The 18,134-nt window shown below is 72.6% G+C and carries 14 protein-coding genes; 3 read left to right on the plus strand and 11 right to left on the minus strand.

What is annotated here, in order from left to right; genetic code table 11:
• Position 1 precedes the first annotated feature (1 nt).
• From helR to EDM22_RS04185, 7 genes are all read right to left on the minus strand, one after another.
• Complete coding sequence (gene helR, locus EDM22_RS04155; protein WP_122935808.1) at positions 2–2,161, minus strand: RNA polymerase recycling motor ATPase HelR; 2,160 nt, start codon at positions 2,159–2,161, stop codon at positions 2–4.
• A gap of 209 nt (positions 2,162–2,370) precedes the next feature.
• The gene (locus EDM22_RS04160) at positions 2,371–2,799 is read right to left on the minus strand and encodes a cupin domain-containing protein (protein WP_122935926.1); all 429 of its coding nucleotides are present in this window, start codon (positions 2,797–2,799) and stop codon (positions 2,371–2,373) included.
• A 38-nt stretch (positions 2,800–2,837) separates the two neighbouring features.
• A complete protein-coding gene (locus EDM22_RS04165; RefSeq protein ID WP_122935809.1) occupies positions 2,838–4,487 on the minus strand; it encodes an ABC transporter permease in 1,650 nt (549 codons plus the stop codon).
• Between the two features lie 53 nt (positions 4,488–4,540).
• Positions 4,541–5,422: an ABC transporter ATP-binding protein gene (locus EDM22_RS04170; protein ID WP_122935810.1), complete on the minus strand. Its 882-nt coding sequence runs from the start codon at positions 5,420–5,422 to the stop codon at positions 4,541–4,543.
• An 86-nt stretch (positions 5,423–5,508) separates the two neighbouring features.
• On the minus strand, positions 5,509–7,944 hold the full coding sequence (locus EDM22_RS04175; protein WP_122935811.1) for a glycoside hydrolase family 2 TIM barrel-domain containing protein: 2,436 nt from the start codon (positions 7,942–7,944) through the stop codon (positions 5,509–5,511).
• 102 nt (positions 7,945–8,046) lie between these two features.
• Positions 8,047–8,670 carry a TetR/AcrR family transcriptional regulator gene (locus tag EDM22_RS04180; RefSeq protein WP_122935812.1) on the minus strand — a complete coding sequence of 208 codons (624 nt, stop codon included), beginning with the start codon at positions 8,668–8,670 and terminating at the stop codon, positions 8,047–8,049.
• A gap of 111 nt (positions 8,671–8,781) precedes the next feature.
• Positions 8,782–9,537 carry a MarR family winged helix-turn-helix transcriptional regulator gene (locus EDM22_RS04185; protein ID WP_122935813.1) on the minus strand — a complete coding sequence of 252 codons (756 nt, stop codon included), beginning with the start codon at positions 9,535–9,537 and terminating at the stop codon, positions 8,782–8,784.
• A gap of 193 nt (positions 9,538–9,730) precedes the next feature.
• Between EDM22_RS04185 and EDM22_RS19965 the strand changes: the two genes are divergently transcribed.
• On the plus strand, positions 9,731–10,393 hold the full coding sequence (locus EDM22_RS19965; protein WP_245989174.1) for a MarR family winged helix-turn-helix transcriptional regulator: 663 nt from the start codon (positions 9,731–9,733) through the stop codon (positions 10,391–10,393).
• 72 nt (positions 10,394–10,465) lie between these two features.
• On the opposite strand, the gene EDM22_RS04195 is transcribed toward EDM22_RS19965, so the two are convergent.
• The 4 genes from EDM22_RS04195 to EDM22_RS04210 form a co-directional block, all read right to left on the minus strand.
• Positions 10,466–12,370, minus strand: coding sequence for a vWA domain-containing protein (locus EDM22_RS04195; protein WP_122935814.1), 1,905 nt, complete (start codon positions 12,368–12,370; stop codon positions 10,466–10,468).
• Between the two features lie 185 nt (positions 12,371–12,555).
• The gene (locus EDM22_RS04200; RefSeq protein WP_122935815.1) at positions 12,556–13,104 is read right to left on the minus strand and encodes a hypothetical protein; all 549 of its coding nucleotides are present in this window, start codon (positions 13,102–13,104) and stop codon (positions 12,556–12,558) included.
• A gap of 129 nt (positions 13,105–13,233) precedes the next feature.
• Complete coding sequence (locus EDM22_RS04205) at positions 13,234–14,682, minus strand: MFS transporter (protein WP_122935816.1); 1,449 nt, start codon at positions 14,680–14,682, stop codon at positions 13,234–13,236.
• Positions 14,683–14,776: 94 nt separating this feature from the next.
• Positions 14,777–15,664, minus strand: coding sequence for a serine protein kinase RIO (locus tag EDM22_RS04210; protein ID WP_245989176.1), 888 nt, complete (start codon positions 15,662–15,664; stop codon positions 14,777–14,779).
• Positions 15,665–15,896: 232 nt separating this feature from the next.
• Here EDM22_RS04210 and EDM22_RS04215 point away from each other — a divergent pair, with 232 nt between their 5' ends.
• Together EDM22_RS04215 and EDM22_RS04220 are read left to right on the plus strand one after the other, a co-directional pair.
• Complete coding sequence (locus tag EDM22_RS04215; protein ID WP_122935817.1) at positions 15,897–16,481, plus strand: TOPRIM nucleotidyl transferase/hydrolase domain-containing protein; 585 nt, start codon at positions 15,897–15,899, stop codon at positions 16,479–16,481.
• A gap of 59 nt (positions 16,482–16,540) precedes the next feature.
• Positions 16,541–18,127, plus strand: coding sequence for an MFS transporter (locus tag EDM22_RS04220; protein WP_122935818.1), 1,587 nt, complete (start codon positions 16,541–16,543; stop codon positions 18,125–18,127).
• The last annotated feature ends 7 nt before the right edge of the window (positions 18,128–18,134 follow it).

Genomic DNA, 18,134 nt, shown 5'->3' on the forward strand with positions numbered 1-18,134 from the left:
GTCAGGAGGAGCTCGTGAGGATGACGAGGCGCTGGGTCGCGCGGGTCATCGCGACGTAGCGGTCGACGGCCCCCTCGATCCCCGTGCCGAACGACTCCGGGTCGACGAGGACCACGAGGTCGAACTCGAGCCCCTTCGACAGCTGCGGAGTCAGCCATCGGACGCGCGGCGTCGCGCGCTGCGCGCCCGCCTCGGCGTCCTCCGGCGCGATGACGCAGGCGATGCCCTCGGCGTTCGCCGCGAGCCACGTGTCGAGGATCGAGTCGAGGTCCGACGCTGCCCCGTGCCCGACGGGGACCCCGGTGCTGCGGATCGAGGTCGGCACGTTCGCGTCGGGGATCGCCGCGCGGATGACCGGCTCGGCCTCGGCCATCACCTCCTCCGGTGTCCGGTAGTTGATGGTCAGCGAGGCGACGTCGACCCGGTCGAGTCCGATCCGTGCGAGCCGTTCCTGCCACGAGTCGGTGAAGCCGTGCCGGGCCTGCGCGCGGTCGCCGACGATGGTGAAGCTCCGCGACGGGCAACGGAGCAGCAGCATCTGCCACTCGGCATCCGTCAGCTCCTGGGCCTCGTCGACGACGAGGTGTGCGAAGGGGCCCGCGAGCTCGTCGGGGTCGGCGCTCGGCAGTGCGGCCTCGTCGACCAGGGTGTTCTGGACGTCCTGGCCGCGCAGCATCGACATGACCGCCATCTCCGAGTCGTCGGCGGCGATCAGGTGCTCCATGACCCGCTCCCGCTCCTCGCGCTCGGCGGCGAGTGCGGCCTCCCGGAGCCGCCGACGGCGCGGCGCCTCGGGGTCGCCGATGCGCTGCCGTGCCGCATCGAGGAGCGGCAGGTCTGTGACCGTCCATCGCCGCGCGTCGGCGCGCTGCAGCATCCGCACCTCGTCGGCGGTGAGCCAGGGTGCGCACTGTCGCAGGTAGGCCGGGACCGACCACAGGTCGGCCACGACCCCGGCCGTGTCGAGCAGCGGCCAGGCCCGGCTGAAGGCGCGACGGAGGCCGCCGTGCTGCTGCAGCGCCGTGCGGAACTCCTCGTCGGACGCATCGCCGTCGTTCTTGTCGGCGAGGATCGTCAGCAGCCCCTCCCAGACCTGGTCGCGTGCCTCGTTGTGCGGGGTGCCGGGTTCGGGGGCGTCGAACGCCTCGGCCCAGTCGTCGGCGTCGAGCCGCACATCCGACCAGTGGGTCTCGACCTGCATCGGCCGGGTCGGCGGTTGCTCGTGGTAGCGGACGGCAGCCTCGATCGACCGCACCAGCTCGGCCGAGGACTTGAGGCGCGCCACCGCGGGGTCGGCCTCGATGGCGGCTGCGGCGCCCTCGGGCACGAGGTCTCGGAGGGTGCAGGTCTGCACGCCCTCCTCGCCGAGGCTGGGGAGCACGTCGGCGACGTAGTCGAGGTAGGGCTGGTGCGGGCCGACGAACAGCACGCCGCCGCGGCGGTGGCCGAGGCGCGGGTCGGAGTAGAGCAGGTAGGCGGTGCGGTGCAGGGCCACGACGGTCTTGCCCGTGCCCGGACCGCCGTCGACGACGAGCGCCCCGCGCGAACCGGCGCGGATGATGGCGTCCTGGTCGGCCTGGATGGTGCCGAGCACGTCGCGCATGCGGGGCGAGCGGCTGGTGCCCAGGCTCGCGATGAAGGCGGAGTCGTCGTCGAGCGCCGCCGCGTGCCCGTCGAGCCCGTCCGTGGTGAACACCTCGTCCCAGTAGTCGCCGATCCGACCGCGGGTCCAGCGATACCGGCGGCGGCTCACGAGCCCCATCGGATTCGCGTGGGTCGCGCCGAAGAACGGCTCGGCTGCGGGCGATCGCCAGTCCAGCAGCAGTCGACGCCCGGCGCTGTCGGTGAGGCCGAGGCGGCCGATGTAGACGGGCTCCGCGTCATCCGCCGCGACCATGTGCCCGAGGCAGAGGTCGAGTCCGTAGCGGCGCAGGGTGCGCAGGCGGGCGGAGAGCCGGTGGATCTCGAGGTCGCGGTCGAGCGCCTGCTGGCCGCTGCCGCCGCGCTCCATGCGCACGACATCGAGGCGGCTGGACAGGTCGGCGATCGCGTCGGCGAGGCTGCGGGCGATGGCGTCGAAGTGCCGCTCATCGCGGGCGATCAGCGCCGGGTCGGCTTTGGCGGCGAGGCGGTCGGGCAGGTCGAAGGCGCTGGGGGTCAGGGCTGCTCCTCTTCAGGGATCCGGTCGGCCGCCCATTCTGCGCCACGACCGGGGCCTTGCGGCAAGTCCCCCTCCCCCGGTTATCCTGAAAGTGGAGAGCACCGCCGGTGCTCTCCACTCGTGTCTCATCGCCCGAGCCGCCGAGCCGCCGAGCCGCCGAGCCGCCGAGCGGGCCGAGCCGCCGAGCGGCCGAGCGGGCGGCGCGGCGGCTACCAGGGCGACGGGCGGTCGTCGTCGCGCGTGCCGTCGTCGGGCAGGTGCGGCAGCTCGGCGCCACCCGCGCGGATGCACAGCCACCGCAGCTGCTCGGGGCTGTCGGGCGTGCAGCGCCAGGTGCGCCACACGCCCTGGCCGACGCGCACCACGGTGCCGGGGCCCACCTCGACCACGTCGTCGTCGAGGCCCATCTGCCCGCGCCCGGCGAGGAACACGTACAGCTCCTCGATGCGGGAGTGCGTGTGCCAGTAGCCCGCCTCCTCGCCCGGCTCGTACGCGTTCGCGGTCATGCCGATGTACTGCATGGTGAGGTCGTGGTCGACGATCCGTCGGCCGTCTCGCGAGCTCTCCGGTCGGAAGCCGCCGTAGTGCTCCCGCCACTCGTCGAGGCCGCCCATCTCCAACACGTCGTAGTCGCTCACGACGTCACTGTAGCGGGCGGGCCGGAGGCGGTCCCCCCTCACGCCCCCACGAGATCGCGGCGCTCGAAGGCGAGGATTCCGGCGATCGCCAGCACCAGTCCGATGCCCGTCATCACGAGCGCCGCGGGCACGCCGACCGGATCGACCGGCACCTGCTCGAGGTGGTGGAACGGCGAGAGGTTCAGCACCCACTCGGGCCACTCGAGCACCGGTCCGACGAGTTCGACGACGTAGGCGACGACCGCGGCACCGGCGGCGACCGGCACGGTCAGCCGCGGGAGCAGCCCGAACACGAACACGGCCAGCCCCGCGAAGACGGCGATCGCGGGCAGCGCGTTGGCCGAGGCGGCGAACGCGTCGGCGGCCGTCACCGGCCCGTCGGTCGCGAGCACCCCGATCCACACGGCCGTGGCCGCGAAGGCCGAGAGGGCCACGACGGATGCGGCGAGCGTCACGACGTGCGCGCCGAGCCACCGCCACCGTCGCATCGGCCGGGTGAGCAGGAACTCCGCACGGGTCGACGCCTCCTCGGCGCGGGTCGCGCCCATGCGGAAGGCCGCGTAGACCGCGATGACCAGCCCGAGGATGACGGACTGCATCGCGACGAAGCCGAGCACGACGTCCTCCGCGGACATGCCGAAGAGCGCGAGGATCTCGAGGAATCCCTCGTCGGACTCGAGGAACTCGTCGACGGCGGGCAGCAGCATCCCGATGACCAGGCCGGCGGCGGCGAGGCCGGCCGCCCACGCCAGCAGCACGCCGAGGTTCATGCGCCACGCGAAGCCGATCGGCCCGCCGAGCCCCCACCACCGCGACGTTCCCGACGACCGCGAGCGCACGAGGGCGCCGCCGGCGTCGCGGATGCCGCGGAGCACCACCGCTGCGGCGGCGAGCACCACGATCGCGGCTGCCGGCACGAGCAGCACCGCCCAGCGGTTCCCGCCGAAGGCCTCGACCCGGTCGGTCCAGCCCACGGGGGTGAGCCACGAGAGCCACTCGCGTCGTTCGGCGCTGTTCGCGGCCATGCGCAGCAGGATCCACGCCGCGAGGACCACGCCCGACACGGCCAGCGCGACGCGTCGGGTGCCGAACACCTGGGCGACGAGTGCCGACAGCGCCACGAGCGTGCCCCCGTACGCGAACATCGCGAGTCCGACGAGGAGCGAACCCTCGGGCTCGGCGCCGATGAGCGCGAGCGCGACACCGACGGCGCCGCCGATCACGGCGCAGGCCGCGAGCAGCACGGCCAGCTGCAGCACGAGCACCGACCGGGCGCCGACCGGTGCGGCGTGCACGAGGTCGGCCCTGCCGGTGTCCTCGTCGCCGCGCAGCACGCGCGTCGTGGCGGTGAGCGCCCACGCGGCGAGGATCAGCGTGAGGGAGAGCCCCGCGTCCCACACCGCGAATCCGCCGACGGTGTCGACCGCGGTGGCCGGGCCGGAGATGATTCGGATCCCCGGATCCTCGCCCCACATCAGGAGCGCGCGCCGCGACGCCTCATCGGGGTAGGCGGTCTCGAACGAGAGGCCCTCCAGCGCGATGAGCCCGCCGAGGGCGAGCGCGATGGCCACGGCGCCGCGGGCGATGAGCCGCGCGGTGAGTCCCGCGACCGACCGCAACGGTCGCGGCGCACGCCCGGAGCGCACGTGGCGGTGCGTCGCGGGCTGCGTCGCGTGCGCGGTGGCCATGCGGCATCCCTTCCGGTCGGCCCCCGGGCGCGGCGACGCGCCGCGAGGGGTGGTCAGTAGTAGGTGAGGAAGATCTCCTCGAGCGACGGCTCGACGGTGTGCAACCGAACCACGTGGTGCTCCGCGAGCCGCCGCACGAGTGCGTCGGGTTCGCCTGCGAGGATGATGCGGATGCCGCCCGGCACGCCGGCCATCGGCCCGACCGCCGTCACGCCCGGCACGCCGTCGAGCACCGGCGGCGCTCCGTCGAACACCGCCTCGACGATGGTCGTGCTGATCCGGCGCAGTTCGTCGAGGGCGGCGACCTCCACGAGTCGCCCCGCCCGGAGGATGCCGACCCGGTCGCACAGGTCCTGCACCTCGTCGAGGATGTGCGACGACAGGAAGATCGTCTGGCCGCGAGCGGCCGCATCCCGTGCCACGATCTGGAACTGCTCCTCCATCAGGGGATCCAGGCCCGCGGTCGGCTCGTCGAGCAGCAGCACGTCGGGCCGGCCCATGAGCGCCGCGACGAGCGCGAGCTTCTGCCGGTTGCCCTTCGACAGGGAGCGGACCCGCGCCGAGGGGTCGAAGTGGAACCGCTCGACGAGCTCGGCCCGGAAGTCCGTATCGACCCAGCCGGTCGCGTTGCCCAGCAGTCGCAGCACCTCGTGCCCGGTCAGCTGCGGCCAGAGCGCCACCTCCCCGGGCACGTAGCCGAGGTGACGGTGTGCCTCGGCGACATCGGAGGCGGGGATGCCGAGGACCGTCGCGGTGCCCCGCGTGGGCCGGATGAGCCCCAGCAGCAGGCGGATCGTCGTCGTCTTGCCCGACCCGTTCGGTCCGAGGAATCCGAAGATCTCGCCGCGCGTCACCTCGAGGTCGAGCGCTTCGAGCGCCGCGACCTTGCCGTAGTGCTTGGTCAGGTCGGATGTCGCGATCGCCGCGTCGCCCATCCCGGCTCCCTTCGGCGCGGTGCGCGCCCGAGGGCAGTCTCGCCGACGGCGGGACACGCGTCGGGGGCGAAGGTCCCGGCGCGCCCCTACCCCTGTTCCTCCCGCGCGCGCACGACGACCGTGCGCGGCTCGTGCCCGTCGGCGCGCACCGTGACCGTGATCTCGCCGGCGCCGGTCGGGCGGACGACCGCCTGCGCGCGTCCGTCGAAGGTGCGGGTGCGGCTCGCGAGGTACGACTCGGTCGTGTCGGGTCGGGCGCTGCCGAGCCCGAGCAGTTGGCCGGGCCCCTCGACGGCGACCTCGACGTCGAGATCGCGGTCGGGCCACACGATGCCCTCGTCGTCGGTCAGCGAGACCGTCACGTACGCGAGGTCGTCGAGCGAGGCGCGGATGTCGTTGCGCTCCGCCTCGGCGCGCAGCACGACCCCGCCCGTGGCCGAGCGCAGCGTGTCGCGGCCGGTCTCCACTCCGCCGCTGTACGCGACCGCGACGAGCTCGCCCGGCTCGAAGCCGACCTCGAACTCGGCGCGGTAGCGGTGCTGCGGCCCGGCGGGGGCGCGACCGACCGAAGCGCCGTTCAGCAGCAGCTCGACCTCGCCGGCGTCGCTGTACACCTCGACGACCACGGGCGTGCCGGATCCGGCCGACGCCGACCACGACCACGAGGCGACCGTGTCGGACCACGACCACGGCCCGCCCGCCGGCACGAGCCCATCCGTGCGAGGCCGGCGCACGGCGAGGTACGGGATGCTGCGCAGTCCGTACACGATCTCTCGGTAGTACGAGGCGGGCCGGCGGAAGCCCGTGATGTCGAGGTCGCCGCACCACGCGAGCTGCCAGGGGAACGGCCCGGAGGTGCCCCCGAAGCCGCCGCCCGGTTCGACGTGGTCGACGCGGCCGATGCCGGCCTCGCCGAGGTAGTCCCAGCCCGTCCACGTGAAGTCGCCGATGACGTGGTCGTTGGCGATGACGAGCGGCCAGCCCACGTCGATCCGGGTCGCGAACGTCTCGGTGCCGATGATGACGCGGTTCGGGAAGGCGGTGGCGTCGGGGCCGTAGCGGCCGTCGCCGTAGTTGAAGCCCGCGGCATCCACGGCGGCGAAGCTCTCCTCCGTGCGCCGGGTGACGAGGCCGGAGGAGACCAGTTCGGTCATCATCGTGCCCATGTCGGCCATCGCATCGTTGATGTCGCCCATGGGTGGGAGTTCCTTGATGACCGAGACGAGCCCGTTGATGCTGTTCGTCGTGAAGCGGGTCGGATCGAGCGCCCGCACCTTCTCGGCGAGCAGCCGCCCGAGGCGGGAGCCGTGCGGCCGGCCCGTCTCGGGGATCTCGTTGCCGATCGAGTAGAACACGACCGAGGGGTGGTTGAAGTCCTTCGCGACCATCGATTCGAGGTCGCGCTCCCACCACTCGGGGAAGGCGAGCGAGGCGTCGAACGGCGACTTCGACTCGGCCCACATGTCGAACGACTCGTCCATGACCACCATGCCGACGCGGTCGCAGGCGTCGAGCAGCTCGGGGCTGAGCGGGTTGTGCGCGCTGCGGATCGCGTTGAATCCCGCCGCCTTGAGCAGCTCGATGCGCCGCTGCTCGGCTCGGGCGATCGACCTCGCACCGATCACGCCGTTGTCGTGATGGATGCACGCGCCGCGCAGCTTCACCGAGCGGCCGTTGATGCGCAGGCCGTGCCGCGGGTCGAGCTGCAGGGTGCGGATGCCGAAGCGCACCGAGTCCGCATCCGTGACCTCCGCCCCGTCGTGGCCGCCCGTCACGGTCACGCGCGCACGGTGCAGGACGGGGCTGTCGAGGTCCCAGCGCTCGGGGGAGTCGAGCCACAGCCGCTGGCGCACGGTGCCCGATTCGCCGGCGAGGAGCGTGATCGGCGAGCGACCCCGTGCGATCACGGTGCCGTCGGGCGCGTCGATCTCGACGCCGACGACGACCGTGGCGGTGCGCAAGCCGTCGTTCGCGACCGTCGCGTCGACCTGGGCGAGCGCACCGGCGTCGTCGATGCCGGGCGTCGAGACGCGGACGCCATCGAGCGCGAGGTGCACGAGCGGTCCGGTCGCGAGCGCGACGTTGCGATGGATGCCCAGGCCCGAGTACCAGCGCGAGTCGCGGTGCGCCCGAGCCTCGACGCGGATGACGTCGGGCTCGCCGTCGTGGCGCAGGAACGGGTCGAGCCGCACGGCGAACCGCGAGTAGCCCGACGGTCGCTGCGCCGCGAAGTGATCGTTCACGAACACCATCGCGTCGCGGTAGACGCCGTCGAACACGAGGGCGTGCACGCGGTCCGCCGCGTCGGCCCCGAGCTCGAGGGTGCGCGAGTACTCGACGGCACCGCCGGGGAAGTAGGCCCCGTGCGCTCCCGAGGGCGCCTCCGCCGAGCGCTCGAAGGCGAGCATCGCGTCATGCGGCAGCGACACGACCGCGTCGGGCACCGGCTCGCCGCCGATGCCGTCGAAGAGGCCTCGCTTGGGCGAGACGGACCAGTCGTGGTTGAGGGGAGTCGTTCGCATCGTGCGCCTTCGCATTCGGCTTCGTCAATCTCCAATGAGCATTGGAGATTTGCTGGGCCGACTGTACCCCGAGTCGCCCGAAGCGGCAACTCGCGCGGTGGCTCAGAGCTCCGTGACGGTCGTGATGAGTCGCAGGTGCCGGCGCAGGGTCTCGGTGACGCTCACCGAGTCCGGGTCGATGAGCCAGTGGATCTGCGCGCCGTCCCACAGTGCGAACGTCGAGGTCGCCGCGAAGTCGGCATCGACCCCCGGGGCCAGCAGGCCGTGCTGCTGCATCCGCTCGAACCCGGTGCGGAAGTCGCGCCGCGTGCGAGCCGTGCGCTCGCGGAAGTACTCGCCGCCGGGGTGGTCGACCGTGGTCGACTCGGCCGAGAGCACCGCGTACAGCGAGATCAGCCCGGGCCGGCGGTCGTTGCGCTCGGCGAGCTCGATGAGGCCGCGCGGGATCAGGGCGGGGTCGAGCTCCTCGATGTCGGGGATCGACTGGGTGTCCTGGGCGATCTTGTCGTCGAGCACCGCGCGCAGCAGCGCCTCCTTCGACCCGAAGTGGTGCAGGATCGTCGAGGGATCGATGCCGATGCGCTCGCCGATGTCCTTCAGGGACCCCGCGCGGAACCCCGACGCCGAGAACACCTCGAGCGCGGCCGCGATGATCTCGCGCCGGCGGGCGCCGGTCTTGCGATACGGCCCCCGCTTGCGGCGCTCGGTCTCGTCGGCCTCGGTCACGGGTCCTCCTCGGCTGGGCGTGCTCGGTGATCCGACACTAGCCCCGCGACGGCGAACGGATGCCGCGGCCCGAAGCCGGCGGCATCCGCTCGCCGGGTTCGCCCGAGCCGGTCACACGGTGGGGCGGGGGTGTTCGCCGCGTCGGCGCTCGCGTCCGTGGTGGAACTCGTGCCCGCGGCAGGGGTGCTCGCCGCCGTGGTGGCGCTCGTGGCCGTGGTCGTGCGGGTGCTCGCCGCCGTGGTGGTGCGGGTGCTCCCCGTGGTGGCGCGGCCGGCGGCCGTGGGGGCGACGGATGCCGCGGCGCGGGCCGTGCGGCATCCGCTCGTCCTCGCTCCACCCGAGCGTGCGCGCGATGGCCTCGAGCGATGCCAGCGTGGTGGCGAACTCCTCTGGGCCCACGGCCCCGGCGACCCTCGCGCGGAGCGCGGAGACGCGCTCGACCAGGGCGTCGCGGGCGGCGACGCCCGACTCGGTCAGCCGCCAGGCACCGGGCTCGCCTTCGACCCAGCCGCGCTCGACGAGCGGTTCGACCTTCTCGGGGCGGGAGGCCAGGCGCTCGGCCAGGCGCGCATCGGCGACGGCGCCGCCGATGAGGTTGAGCCGGCGCCAGTCGCGCCGGGTGAGGCCCTCGGCCTCGAAGAGCGCGCGCATCTCGTCGTCGAGGCGGCGGTCGATGACGCGCAGCCAATAGCCGAGGGGGCGGGGGCTCGTGGGGATGGTCCCGGCGTCGCCGGGGCCGTCGGTGGAGGTGTCGTGGTCGGTGTCGTTCGTCATGGTGGTGTCCTTCGTGTCGCTGATCTCGGGCGTATCGGCGGCGTCGGGGACGTCGCCGAGGTGGTCGTGGTCGTTCGTTCCGGGGGTGGTCATGGTGGCCGTTCCCTTCCTGGCGCGCTGCGCGCCGCAGGGCACCGCCGGCTGTGCGCGGGCGGCGCGGGTGGTTGCGGATGCGGCGGCGGCCTGCGCGGTCGTTCCCGGTGCGTGTCCGGATGCCGTGGCTCGGGGCCGTGCATCGCCTCCGACTATTGCATGCTCAATGACATGTATATGTAGAATGACATGTATGAACCCGTCCCGTCAAGTCCCGTCCGGCGAACCCGTGGATCCGGACCCGATCGGCGCGATCGAGGCGGCGCTCGTGACCATGCGCCGCGACCAGGGCCGGCGCCGGCTGCAGCGTCGCGCGGAACGCGAGGGGACGGGACGGTGGGGCGACGGCCCCGAGGCGCCCGACTTCGGCCGCCGGGGCGGCGGACCCGGGCCGTGGGGCGGCGGCCGCCACCACCGCGGCGGCCCGCACGGCGACGGTCACGGCCACGACCACGACGCTCACGCTCACGACCACGACGGCCACGACCACGGGCCGGGGCACGGGCCGCACGCGATGGCGCACGCGGCGCGCTTCCGCCTGCTGGACGCACTCGAGGCATCCGACCGTCCGCTCTCGGTGAGCGAGCTCGCCGACGAGATCGGCGTCGACCAGCCGCGGGCGAGCCGCCTCGTGCAGGCCGCCGTGCACGCGGGGCACGTGCGTCGCGAGGCCGACCCCGCCGACGCGCGCCGGAGCGCGCTCGTGCTCACGTCGGCCGGTCGCGACGTGCTCGCGTCCGCCCGTACCACCCGGCGCGGGGCGGTGGAAACCGCACTGACCGGTTTCAGCGCGGAGGAGACGGCCGAGTTCGCCCGGCTGCTCTCGCGTTTCGTGGCGGCCTGGCCGCGCGACTGAGCCGCGGCATCCGCTCGTCACCGACGCCGTGAGCGCGCGCCGTCAGCGACGCCGCGCGCCCGCTCGGCTCGGCTAGAAGCTCGTGACGAGGTCGCCGAGCACGTCGCCCACCTTGGTCGGGTCGGTCGCGTCGTAGAAGTGGGCGCCGGTGGCGCTCGAGATCGACTGGAGCGTCTTCACGTCGGCGTCCGCGCCGTAGGCGAGCGTGAAGATGAGCACCGGCGTGGTGTCGTGCAGCTCGTGCAGGTTCTCGACCATCTGGTCGGCCGTGATCGGTTCGCCCAGCGTCTCGTTCTTGCCGTCGCTCAAGAGCACGATCGCGTTGATGTGATCGGGGTCCCAGTCGGCGGCCTGCTGCTTCGCGAACGTGTCCACCGCCGCGTAGAGCGGGGTGAACTCGATGGGCTTGAGGGCACCGAGTGCGCTCAGGAACTTCGTGCGACCCGTGTCGATGTCGGCCACGGGGGCCACGAGCCCGGGAGTGATCGGGCCGTCGTCGACGGACGAGAACGCGGCGAGGCCCACGTTGTCACCGGCGGTGAAGTAGTCGAGTGCCTTCGTGATCGCGTCCTTGGCCGCCGCGAGCTTCGATCCGCCGGTCGCGATGGGCTCGTCCATCGAGCCGGAGACGTCGACGAGGAAGAGCACCTGGGCGCGCTTGCGCACCTCGGGGAAGGCCGCGTTCGTCGCCACGATCACGCTGGAGTCGGGGAAGGGCAGGGCGCCCGACTCGCCGGAGGCGAGCTGGCCGACCTCGGCGACCATCGGGTCGAACTCGCCGTTGAGGTCGCGGTACCCACCGGTGCGCACGATCTGCTGGCCCTGTGCGGTCGCCGCGTACCGCAGGAAGTCCGCTCCGGCCGCGGCCTCGGTGTCGTCGACCCACGATCCCGTCAGCACGACGGCCGGGTTGTCGGCGACGTAATAGCCGTCCTTCGGGTAGATCGGGACGAGCTTCTCCTTCGGAGGATCGCTCTCGATGCGGGTGATGCCGTCGCGGCTCGTGATGCCGCGGTTGTAGTCCCATACGGACTTCTCGTCGACGATGACGGCCGAGAGGAAGTCGGCGACGGAGCCCTTCTCCTCGGACTGGCGCGCATGCCAGAGGAAGTGCTCGGGTGTGGCCATGTAGTGGCTCGTCGCGAGCTCGTGCTGCTTGACCTCCTCGGTCACGTCGGGGTCCTCGATGTCCTTCGCCGTGAGCTCGCTCAGCGACCCCGCAGCGGAGCCGTACGACGCGAGCATGGCCGCCTCGCCGGAGCTGGCGATCAGGGGGCTCGTCTTGCCGAGCTTGAAGGCACCCCATTCCGGGTGGCCGAGCTCGCTCCACGCGTCCTCGTTGCCGGCCGCGGCGAACACATCGTCCCACGTCGGGCGCTCATCGTCCCAGCCGATCGCCGCCGCGAGGCTCTGGGGCATGGCGAGCACGATGTCGGATGACGCGATGCTCGTGCCCTCCTCGGGCACGTTGGCGCCGCCTCCGCCATCGCGTGCCATCGCGAGCCATGAGCTCGAGTCGGGGATCCAGACGGTGGGGCGCGCGTCCTCGGCCGCGTCGGTGAAGCCGGTGGCCGCGTCCTCGGCGGCGAGGCCCGACTTGTCCTCCTTGGCGACGACGGTGACGCACGTGCCGTCGACGTCGCGCGGCGCGGCGTTGTAGCCCTCGACGAGGGCGGCCACCATCTCGGAGTTCTCCAGCGACGAGAGCACCGTCACCGTCGTGCACGGCGCCGCGCCCGCGGTGGCCGCAGGTTCGTCCTCGGGGAACACGATCGGCTCCGGCGTGGCCTCGGGGCTCGCCTGTGCCGAGGTGCCGCCGCCCTGTCCGTTGACGACGACGGCGGCGACCGCTGCACCGCCGACGAGGACCAGGACGACCGCGCTGACGACGACCGCCCACGTGATGCGCCGCCGTCGCTGCCGCTCCTCGCGGATGCGTCGCCGGTCGCTGCGCGATGCCGGACCGCCGGCGCTCACCGACGGACTCCCGTCTCGCGGGCAGGGTCGACCGCGCGACGGTCGACGGACCGCGGGGGTCGCGTCACGAGTGCGTCGGGCATGGATTCGTCCTCAGGGCCGGGAGCAGGGTCGAAACCGAGCCTATCTCGCGGATCTGAACGAACCCAAGGAACCGGTCGGGCGGCCACCGGGGCGGGAGCAGCTCACGACGTGGAGTTCAGCATCCCGATGACGACGGCGGTCCACCAGGCGAGCTGGGAGATCGTGGCGCTGGCGATGAACCGCACGCGTGCCGGACGTGGAAGGGCGCTGAAGCGCATCTTGCGGGGGAACCGCGCGAGCGTCGTCGTCCACCGCGTGAGGGCGACGCCGTTCAGCGAGAGCACGAGCACGGCGCCCAGCTTCACGAGCGTCGCAGGCGAGTCGAGGTGCGGCTGCAGGAATGCGCCGCTTGCGAGCAGGCCGATCAATCCCGCCCAGATCGGCACCTTCAGCGTGAGGTCCACCTGCCGCAGGTCCCGCACGGACCGCCACTCGGTGACCCACAGGAGTCCGTACCACTCCACCATCAGCACGGCGCCGAGCCCGACGATGAGCGATGCGAGGTGCACGAACACCGCGATGGTGTGCAGCCAGGGCGGCGGCGCGAGCAGCGTGCTCAGCCCGATCGACGCGGCCCAGCCGGCCGTGACGAGGACGTAGGCGACCGCGCGCCGGCGCTTTCGCTTGCGCTGCCTCGCCTTGGGGGTCATCGTCACGGGGGTGAGCGCCGGCCTCTCACTCGTGGCGTGGGGGACACGCCGGCTCATGGCGTGCGGGGGGACACGCCGGGATCTCGCCGGGTTCACATTACCGAACGGGATGCCCGTCGCCGCACCGGTTCAGCCCGGGGTGCCTGCCGCCGACGGCGTCGGCGAATCCGCGGCATCCGCCACCCGCTTCGGCAGCCGCACGAAGAGCATCATCACGAAGCCGGCCGCGAGGATCAGGGCGATGCCGAGGATGCCCCAGTACTGCGCGCCCGCGACGGAGATGAATCCCGCCCACAGCAGCGGCGAGAGGAAGCTCGCCGCGCGACCCGTCGTGGCGTAGAGGCCGAAGATCTCGCCCTCGCGCCCGGCGGGCGTCACGCGCGCGAGGAACGATCGGCTGGCGGCCTGCGCGGGGCCGACGAGGGCCGAGAGGAAGAGGCCGAAGACCCAGAACACGGCCGTGCCGGCGTCGTGCGCGAAGAACACGACGAGCGTCGAGACGACGAGGCCGCCGAGCGTCGCGAGGATCACGGCGCGCGGCCCGAACCGGTCGTCGAGGCGGCCGGCGAAGATCGTCGACACGCCCGCGACGATGTTCGCCGCGACCCCGAAGATCACGACCTCGTTGAACGAGAACCCGAACGTGACGCTCGCGATGAGCGCGCCGAACGTGAAGACCCCCGCGAGGCCGTCGCGGTACACGGCGCTCGCGAGCAGGAACCAGAACGTGGGCCGGGCCTCGCGCCAGAGCCGCGCGATGTCCCGCACGAGCACGACGTAGCTGCGGAAGAAGCCCACGCGCTCGCGGCCCGGCGCCGGCGGCGCCTCGGGCACGTTGAGGAAGATCGGCAGCGAGAACACGAGCGTCCAGACCGCGCAGAACAGGGCCACGATGCGGATGTTGAGCCCGCCCTCGGTGGGGATGCCGAACCAGCCCGAGAGCTGCGCCGCCACGACGAGCGCGAGCACGACGATGCCGCCGAGGTAGCCGAAGCCCCAGCCGAGGCCGCTGACCCGCCCGACGGTGCGCGGCGTCGACACCTGCACGAGCATCGCGTTGTAGTTCACGCCCGCGATCTCGGAGAACACCGTGCCGGCGGCGAGCAGCCCCGCGCCGAGCCAGAAGAACCGGGCGTCGGCCTCGACGAAGAACATCATCGCCATGCTCAGGATGACGCCGCCGGTCGCGAAGGCCAGCCAGGCCTTGCGGCGGCCCTCGGCGTCGGCCCGCTGGCCGAGCACGGGCGCCAGCAGGGCGATCAGGATGCCGCCGATGCCGATCGCCAGCCCGAGCTGGCTCGACAGGTCGGCGAGCCCGCGGTCGTACGCACGGTCGCCCTCGTCGAGGCCCGCGACGTCGGACGGGAGGAAGAGCGCGCTCGTGAGGTACACCGAGAACACGAAGGTGGTGATGACCGAGTTGAACGGCTGCGTCGCCCAGTCCCACAGCGCCCACGACCACACCTGCTTGCGCGGGATGCGCCGCTCGCCCTGCAGCTCGAGTCCCGTCATCACCTCGAAGTCGTCGGTGGTGGCGCCGCGGTCGGCGGCGGCGCGGGGGGCGTCAGGGTCGGTCATGGGGGGAGTCTCCCGGCATCCGGTGAACGGTGGGTGACGGCGCGCCCGCCGGGGCGATCCGCGTCGATCCCGTGCACTGTATCGCGCCCGCCCCCTACCGGTACACGTCCGCGATGAGCTCGCCGAAGAGCTCCTCGGCGTCGCACTCGAGCCGTTGCCGCGTGAACCAGTCGCACACGTTGACGCAGTCGCGGTGCAGCAGGTCGAAGCCCTGCGGATTCGCGACCACGTCGACCACCTGGGGCAGGTCGATCGCCACGACCCGCCCCCGGTGCACGAGCAGGTTGTACGGCGAGAGGTCGCCGTGCGCGAGCCCCGCGAAGGCGAGCGTGCGCATGAAGTCGGCGACCTGGTGGAACAGGTCGCGCAGCTCATCCGGCTTCGCCCGCACCTGGGCGAGGCGCGGAGCGGCGACCCGGCCCTCGCCGACGAACTCCATGAGCACCTCGGTCTCGCTCACCTGCACCGGGTACGGCACCGCGGCGCCGAGCTCGAAGAGGCGGCCGAGCGCGTCGAACTCGGCGTACGCCCACTGCACGCGGGCGATGGCGCGGCCGTACGAGGTGCCCTTGGTGAGGGCGCGCATGTCGCGCGTGCGGCGCGTACCGCGACCCTCGGTGTAGATCGCCGAGCGGTGGAAGTCGCTGTGCTCGGTCGTGCGGTACCGCTTCGCGGCGAGCAGCGAGCGGTTGCCGGGCACGTCGGCGGGCGCATCGGGCACGGCCCGTTCGATGAGGAACAGGTCGGCCTCCTTGCCCGTCTTCACGACCCCGAGCTCGGTGTCGATCGCCGCGGCGGAGGTGACGAGCCAGTCGGGGCGCGGCTCGGGGCCGCGCTCGCTCGGCAGGGTGGCTGGCCACGTCGACCAGCGCTGGTCGGCGCCGGGCTCGGTGGACTGGAAGCGAAGGTCGGATGCCGCGCCGAACGGCGAAGCGGTCGTGCCCTGCGGCACGGTGTCGTCGAGTGACGAGAGAAGGTTCACGGTGGTTCTCCGAGATCAGGAGGCCACCGGACGCCCGGCGCGAAACGGGCTACGGGCGGGCGGCCTCACAGGGAAGGGTGTCTGCGATGCGCACGACAAGGACGGTGTTCATCGGTCTCACTCCCTCCGGTCTCGGGTTGCGGGCTTCGGACGCCGCGTGGCGCGGTCCGCACGAGAGCATACGCCCCGAACGAGTCGGTGTCCACGTTCTGCCGGGCGGTAGGGTCGCGGCATGCGCGAAGTCGTGTACGCCGGGGCATCCGCCACCGTCGTGCTCGTGGAGGGCGAGAGCGACCGGCTCGCGCTCGAGGCGCTCGCCGAGCTCCTCCGCTTCGACCTCGCCGCGGCGGACGCGGCCGTCGTCTCCATGGACGGCGTGACGAACCTGCGCCACCACCTCGCCGCGCTCGCTCGGACGCCGATTCGGCCCCGGGTGCTCGGACTCTTCGACCTCGCGGAGATCGCGCACGTGCGCCGGGCCGTCGAGGGCGTGGGACTCGCGCGCCCCGGGTCGGATCTCGCGCAGCTCGGCTTCTTCGCGTGCGACCCCGACCTCGAGGGCGAGCTCATCCGGGCGCTCGGGTCGGAGCGGGTGGAGGAGCTCCTCGCCGAGCACGGCGAGCTCTCCCGGTTCCGCGGGTTCCAGCGTCAGCCCGCGCAGCGGGTCAAGGCGACCGAGGTGCAGCTGCGCCGGTTCATGGGCACGCACAGCGGGCGCAAGGCGCAGTTCGCGCCGATCCTCGTGCGTGCGCTCGACGTCGCGAGCGTGCCCGCGGCGATGGCGGCGCTGCTCGCCGCGGCGACCGACGCGGGCTGAGGCGCGCCGTTGGGGACATTGGTCCTCGACCTCGTGCGCTCTGCGTGCTTGGGTGAACCATGGACCCCGCCGCATCCCCCGACGACGCGCAGCCGTTCAACCGGCGACTCGCACTCCTGCTCGCGATGGCGATGTTCGTGCTCGTCGTCGACACGTCGATCATGAACGTCTCGATCTCCGCCGTCGTCGAGGACCTCGGCACGACGGCGAGCGACGTGCAGGGCGCGATCGCGCTCGAGGCGCTCGTCTCGGCCGCGTTCATCCTCATCGGCAGCAAGACCGGCGACCTCATCGGCCGCAAGCTCGCCTACATCCTCGGGCTCCTCGGCTACGCCGTCGGCGCCGTCGCGATGACGTTCGCCCAGGGCATCACGGCCGTGATCGTGTTCTGGGCGATCATCGGCGGCATCGGCGCCTCGCTGCTGCTGCCGGCGATGCAGTCGCTCATCCACGGCAACTTCGCGGGCGCGCAGCAGAAGCGCGTGTACGCGCTCGTCGGGGCGTCGGCGGCGATCGCTGCGGCGGTCGGCCCGCTGCTGGGCGGGTTCATCACCACGTTCCTGTCGTGGCGGGTGGCCTTCGGGCTCGAAGCCGTCATCATCGCGGTCGTGCTCTCGGGCATCGGGCTCGTGAAGGACGTGCCGTACACGGGCTCGCGTGCCGTCGACTGGGGCGGCGCGGCCTTCTCGGTCGTCGGCATGGGCGGCGTCGTGCTCGGCATCCTCGTGTGGCAGGAGGGCGGGCAGTACGTTGGCCTCATCATCGGCATCGGCGTGGTCGCGCTCGGCAGCCTCGCGTGGTGGCTGCGCGATCGCAAGCGCCGCGGGAGGGCGACCCTGATCGACCCCGGCCTGTTCTCGTCGAGGATCTTCCGCTCGGGCGTGAGCGGCCAGCTCCTGCAGCAGATCGCGCTCGGCGGCACCATGATCGTGCTGCCCCTCTACCTCCAGATCGTGCTCGAGTACAACGCGCTGTGGGCCGGCCTCTCGATCGCCCCGCTGTCGCTCAGCATGTTCGTCGTGGCCATGCTCGCGGGCAGGCGGGCGAAGGGCCGGCCGAGCAACATCATCCTCTGGGGGTTCGGGCTGCTCGTGGTGGGCATCGTCGTGATCATCCCGCTCGTGCCCCGCGCCGACTCGGGCTGGTGGCTCACGATCCCGCTCATCATCGCCGGATGCGGCCTCGGGCTGCTCGTCTCGCAACTCAACAACTACACGCTCTCGCCGATCTCCGACGAGCGGGTCAGTGAGGCGGCGGGCGTGAACTCCGCGGCCGGCTCGTTCGGCCTCTCCTTCGGGCTCGCGTTCGCGGGTGCGATCCTGCTCGCCGTGCTCGCGTTCTCGTTCACCGCGCGGACCGAGGCGAGCACCGTGCTCTCGCCCGATCAGCAGCAGCAGGTCGCCGCCGTGCTCGAAGAGGACGCCCAGCTCATGTCGACCACCCAGCTCGAGGAGCTGCTCGCCGACGAGACGCCCGAGGTGCAGGACGAGATCATCGCGATCAACACCGACGCCCGCCCGATCTCGCTGCAGGTCGCGCTGCTCGTGCCCCTGCTCGCGGGGCTGGCGGGCATGGTGGTCGCGCTCAGGATGCGCAAGCTCCCCGACCCGACGCCGTCGGGGGCCGCGGAGACGATGATCGGCTGATCGCGGG

This window comes from Agromyces tardus (assembly GCF_003710805.1).
Lineage (GTDB): Bacteria > Actinomycetota > Actinomycetes > Actinomycetales > Microbacteriaceae > Agromyces > Agromyces tardus.

Bases quoted from the DNA above. Each gene is read 5' to 3' on its own strand.
- EDM22_RS04200 (WP_122935815.1), bottom strand. From the start codon at position 13,104: ATGACCCCCAAGGCGAGGCAGCGCAAGCGAAAGCGCCGGCGCGCGGTC.
- EDM22_RS19965 (WP_245989174.1), top strand. From the start codon at position 9,731: ATGAACCCGTCCCGTCAAGTCCCGTCCGGCGAACCCGTGGATCCGGAC.
- EDM22_RS04220 (WP_122935818.1), top strand. From the start codon at position 16,541: ATGGACCCCGCCGCATCCCCCGACGACGCGCAGCCGTTCAACCGGCGA.
- EDM22_RS04205 (WP_122935816.1), bottom strand. From the start codon at position 14,682: ATGACCGACCCTGACGCCCCCCGCGCCGCCGCCGACCGCGGCGCCACC.
- EDM22_RS04215 (WP_122935817.1), top strand. From the start codon at position 15,897: ATGCGCGAAGTCGTGTACGCCGGGGCATCCGCCACCGTCGTGCTCGTG.
- EDM22_RS04185 (WP_122935813.1), bottom strand. From the start codon at position 9,537: ATGACCACCCCCGGAACGAACGACCACGACCACCTCGGCGACGTCCCC.
- EDM22_RS04170 (WP_122935810.1), bottom strand. From the start codon at position 5,422: ATGGGCGACGCGGCGATCGCGACATCCGACCTGACCAAGCACTACGGC.
- EDM22_RS04175 (WP_122935811.1), bottom strand. From the start codon at position 7,944: ATGCGAACGACTCCCCTCAACCACGACTGGTCCGTCTCGCCCAAGCGA.
- EDM22_RS04165 (WP_122935809.1), bottom strand. From the start codon at position 4,487: ATGGCCACCGCGCACGCGACGCAGCCCGCGACGCACCGCCACGTGCGC.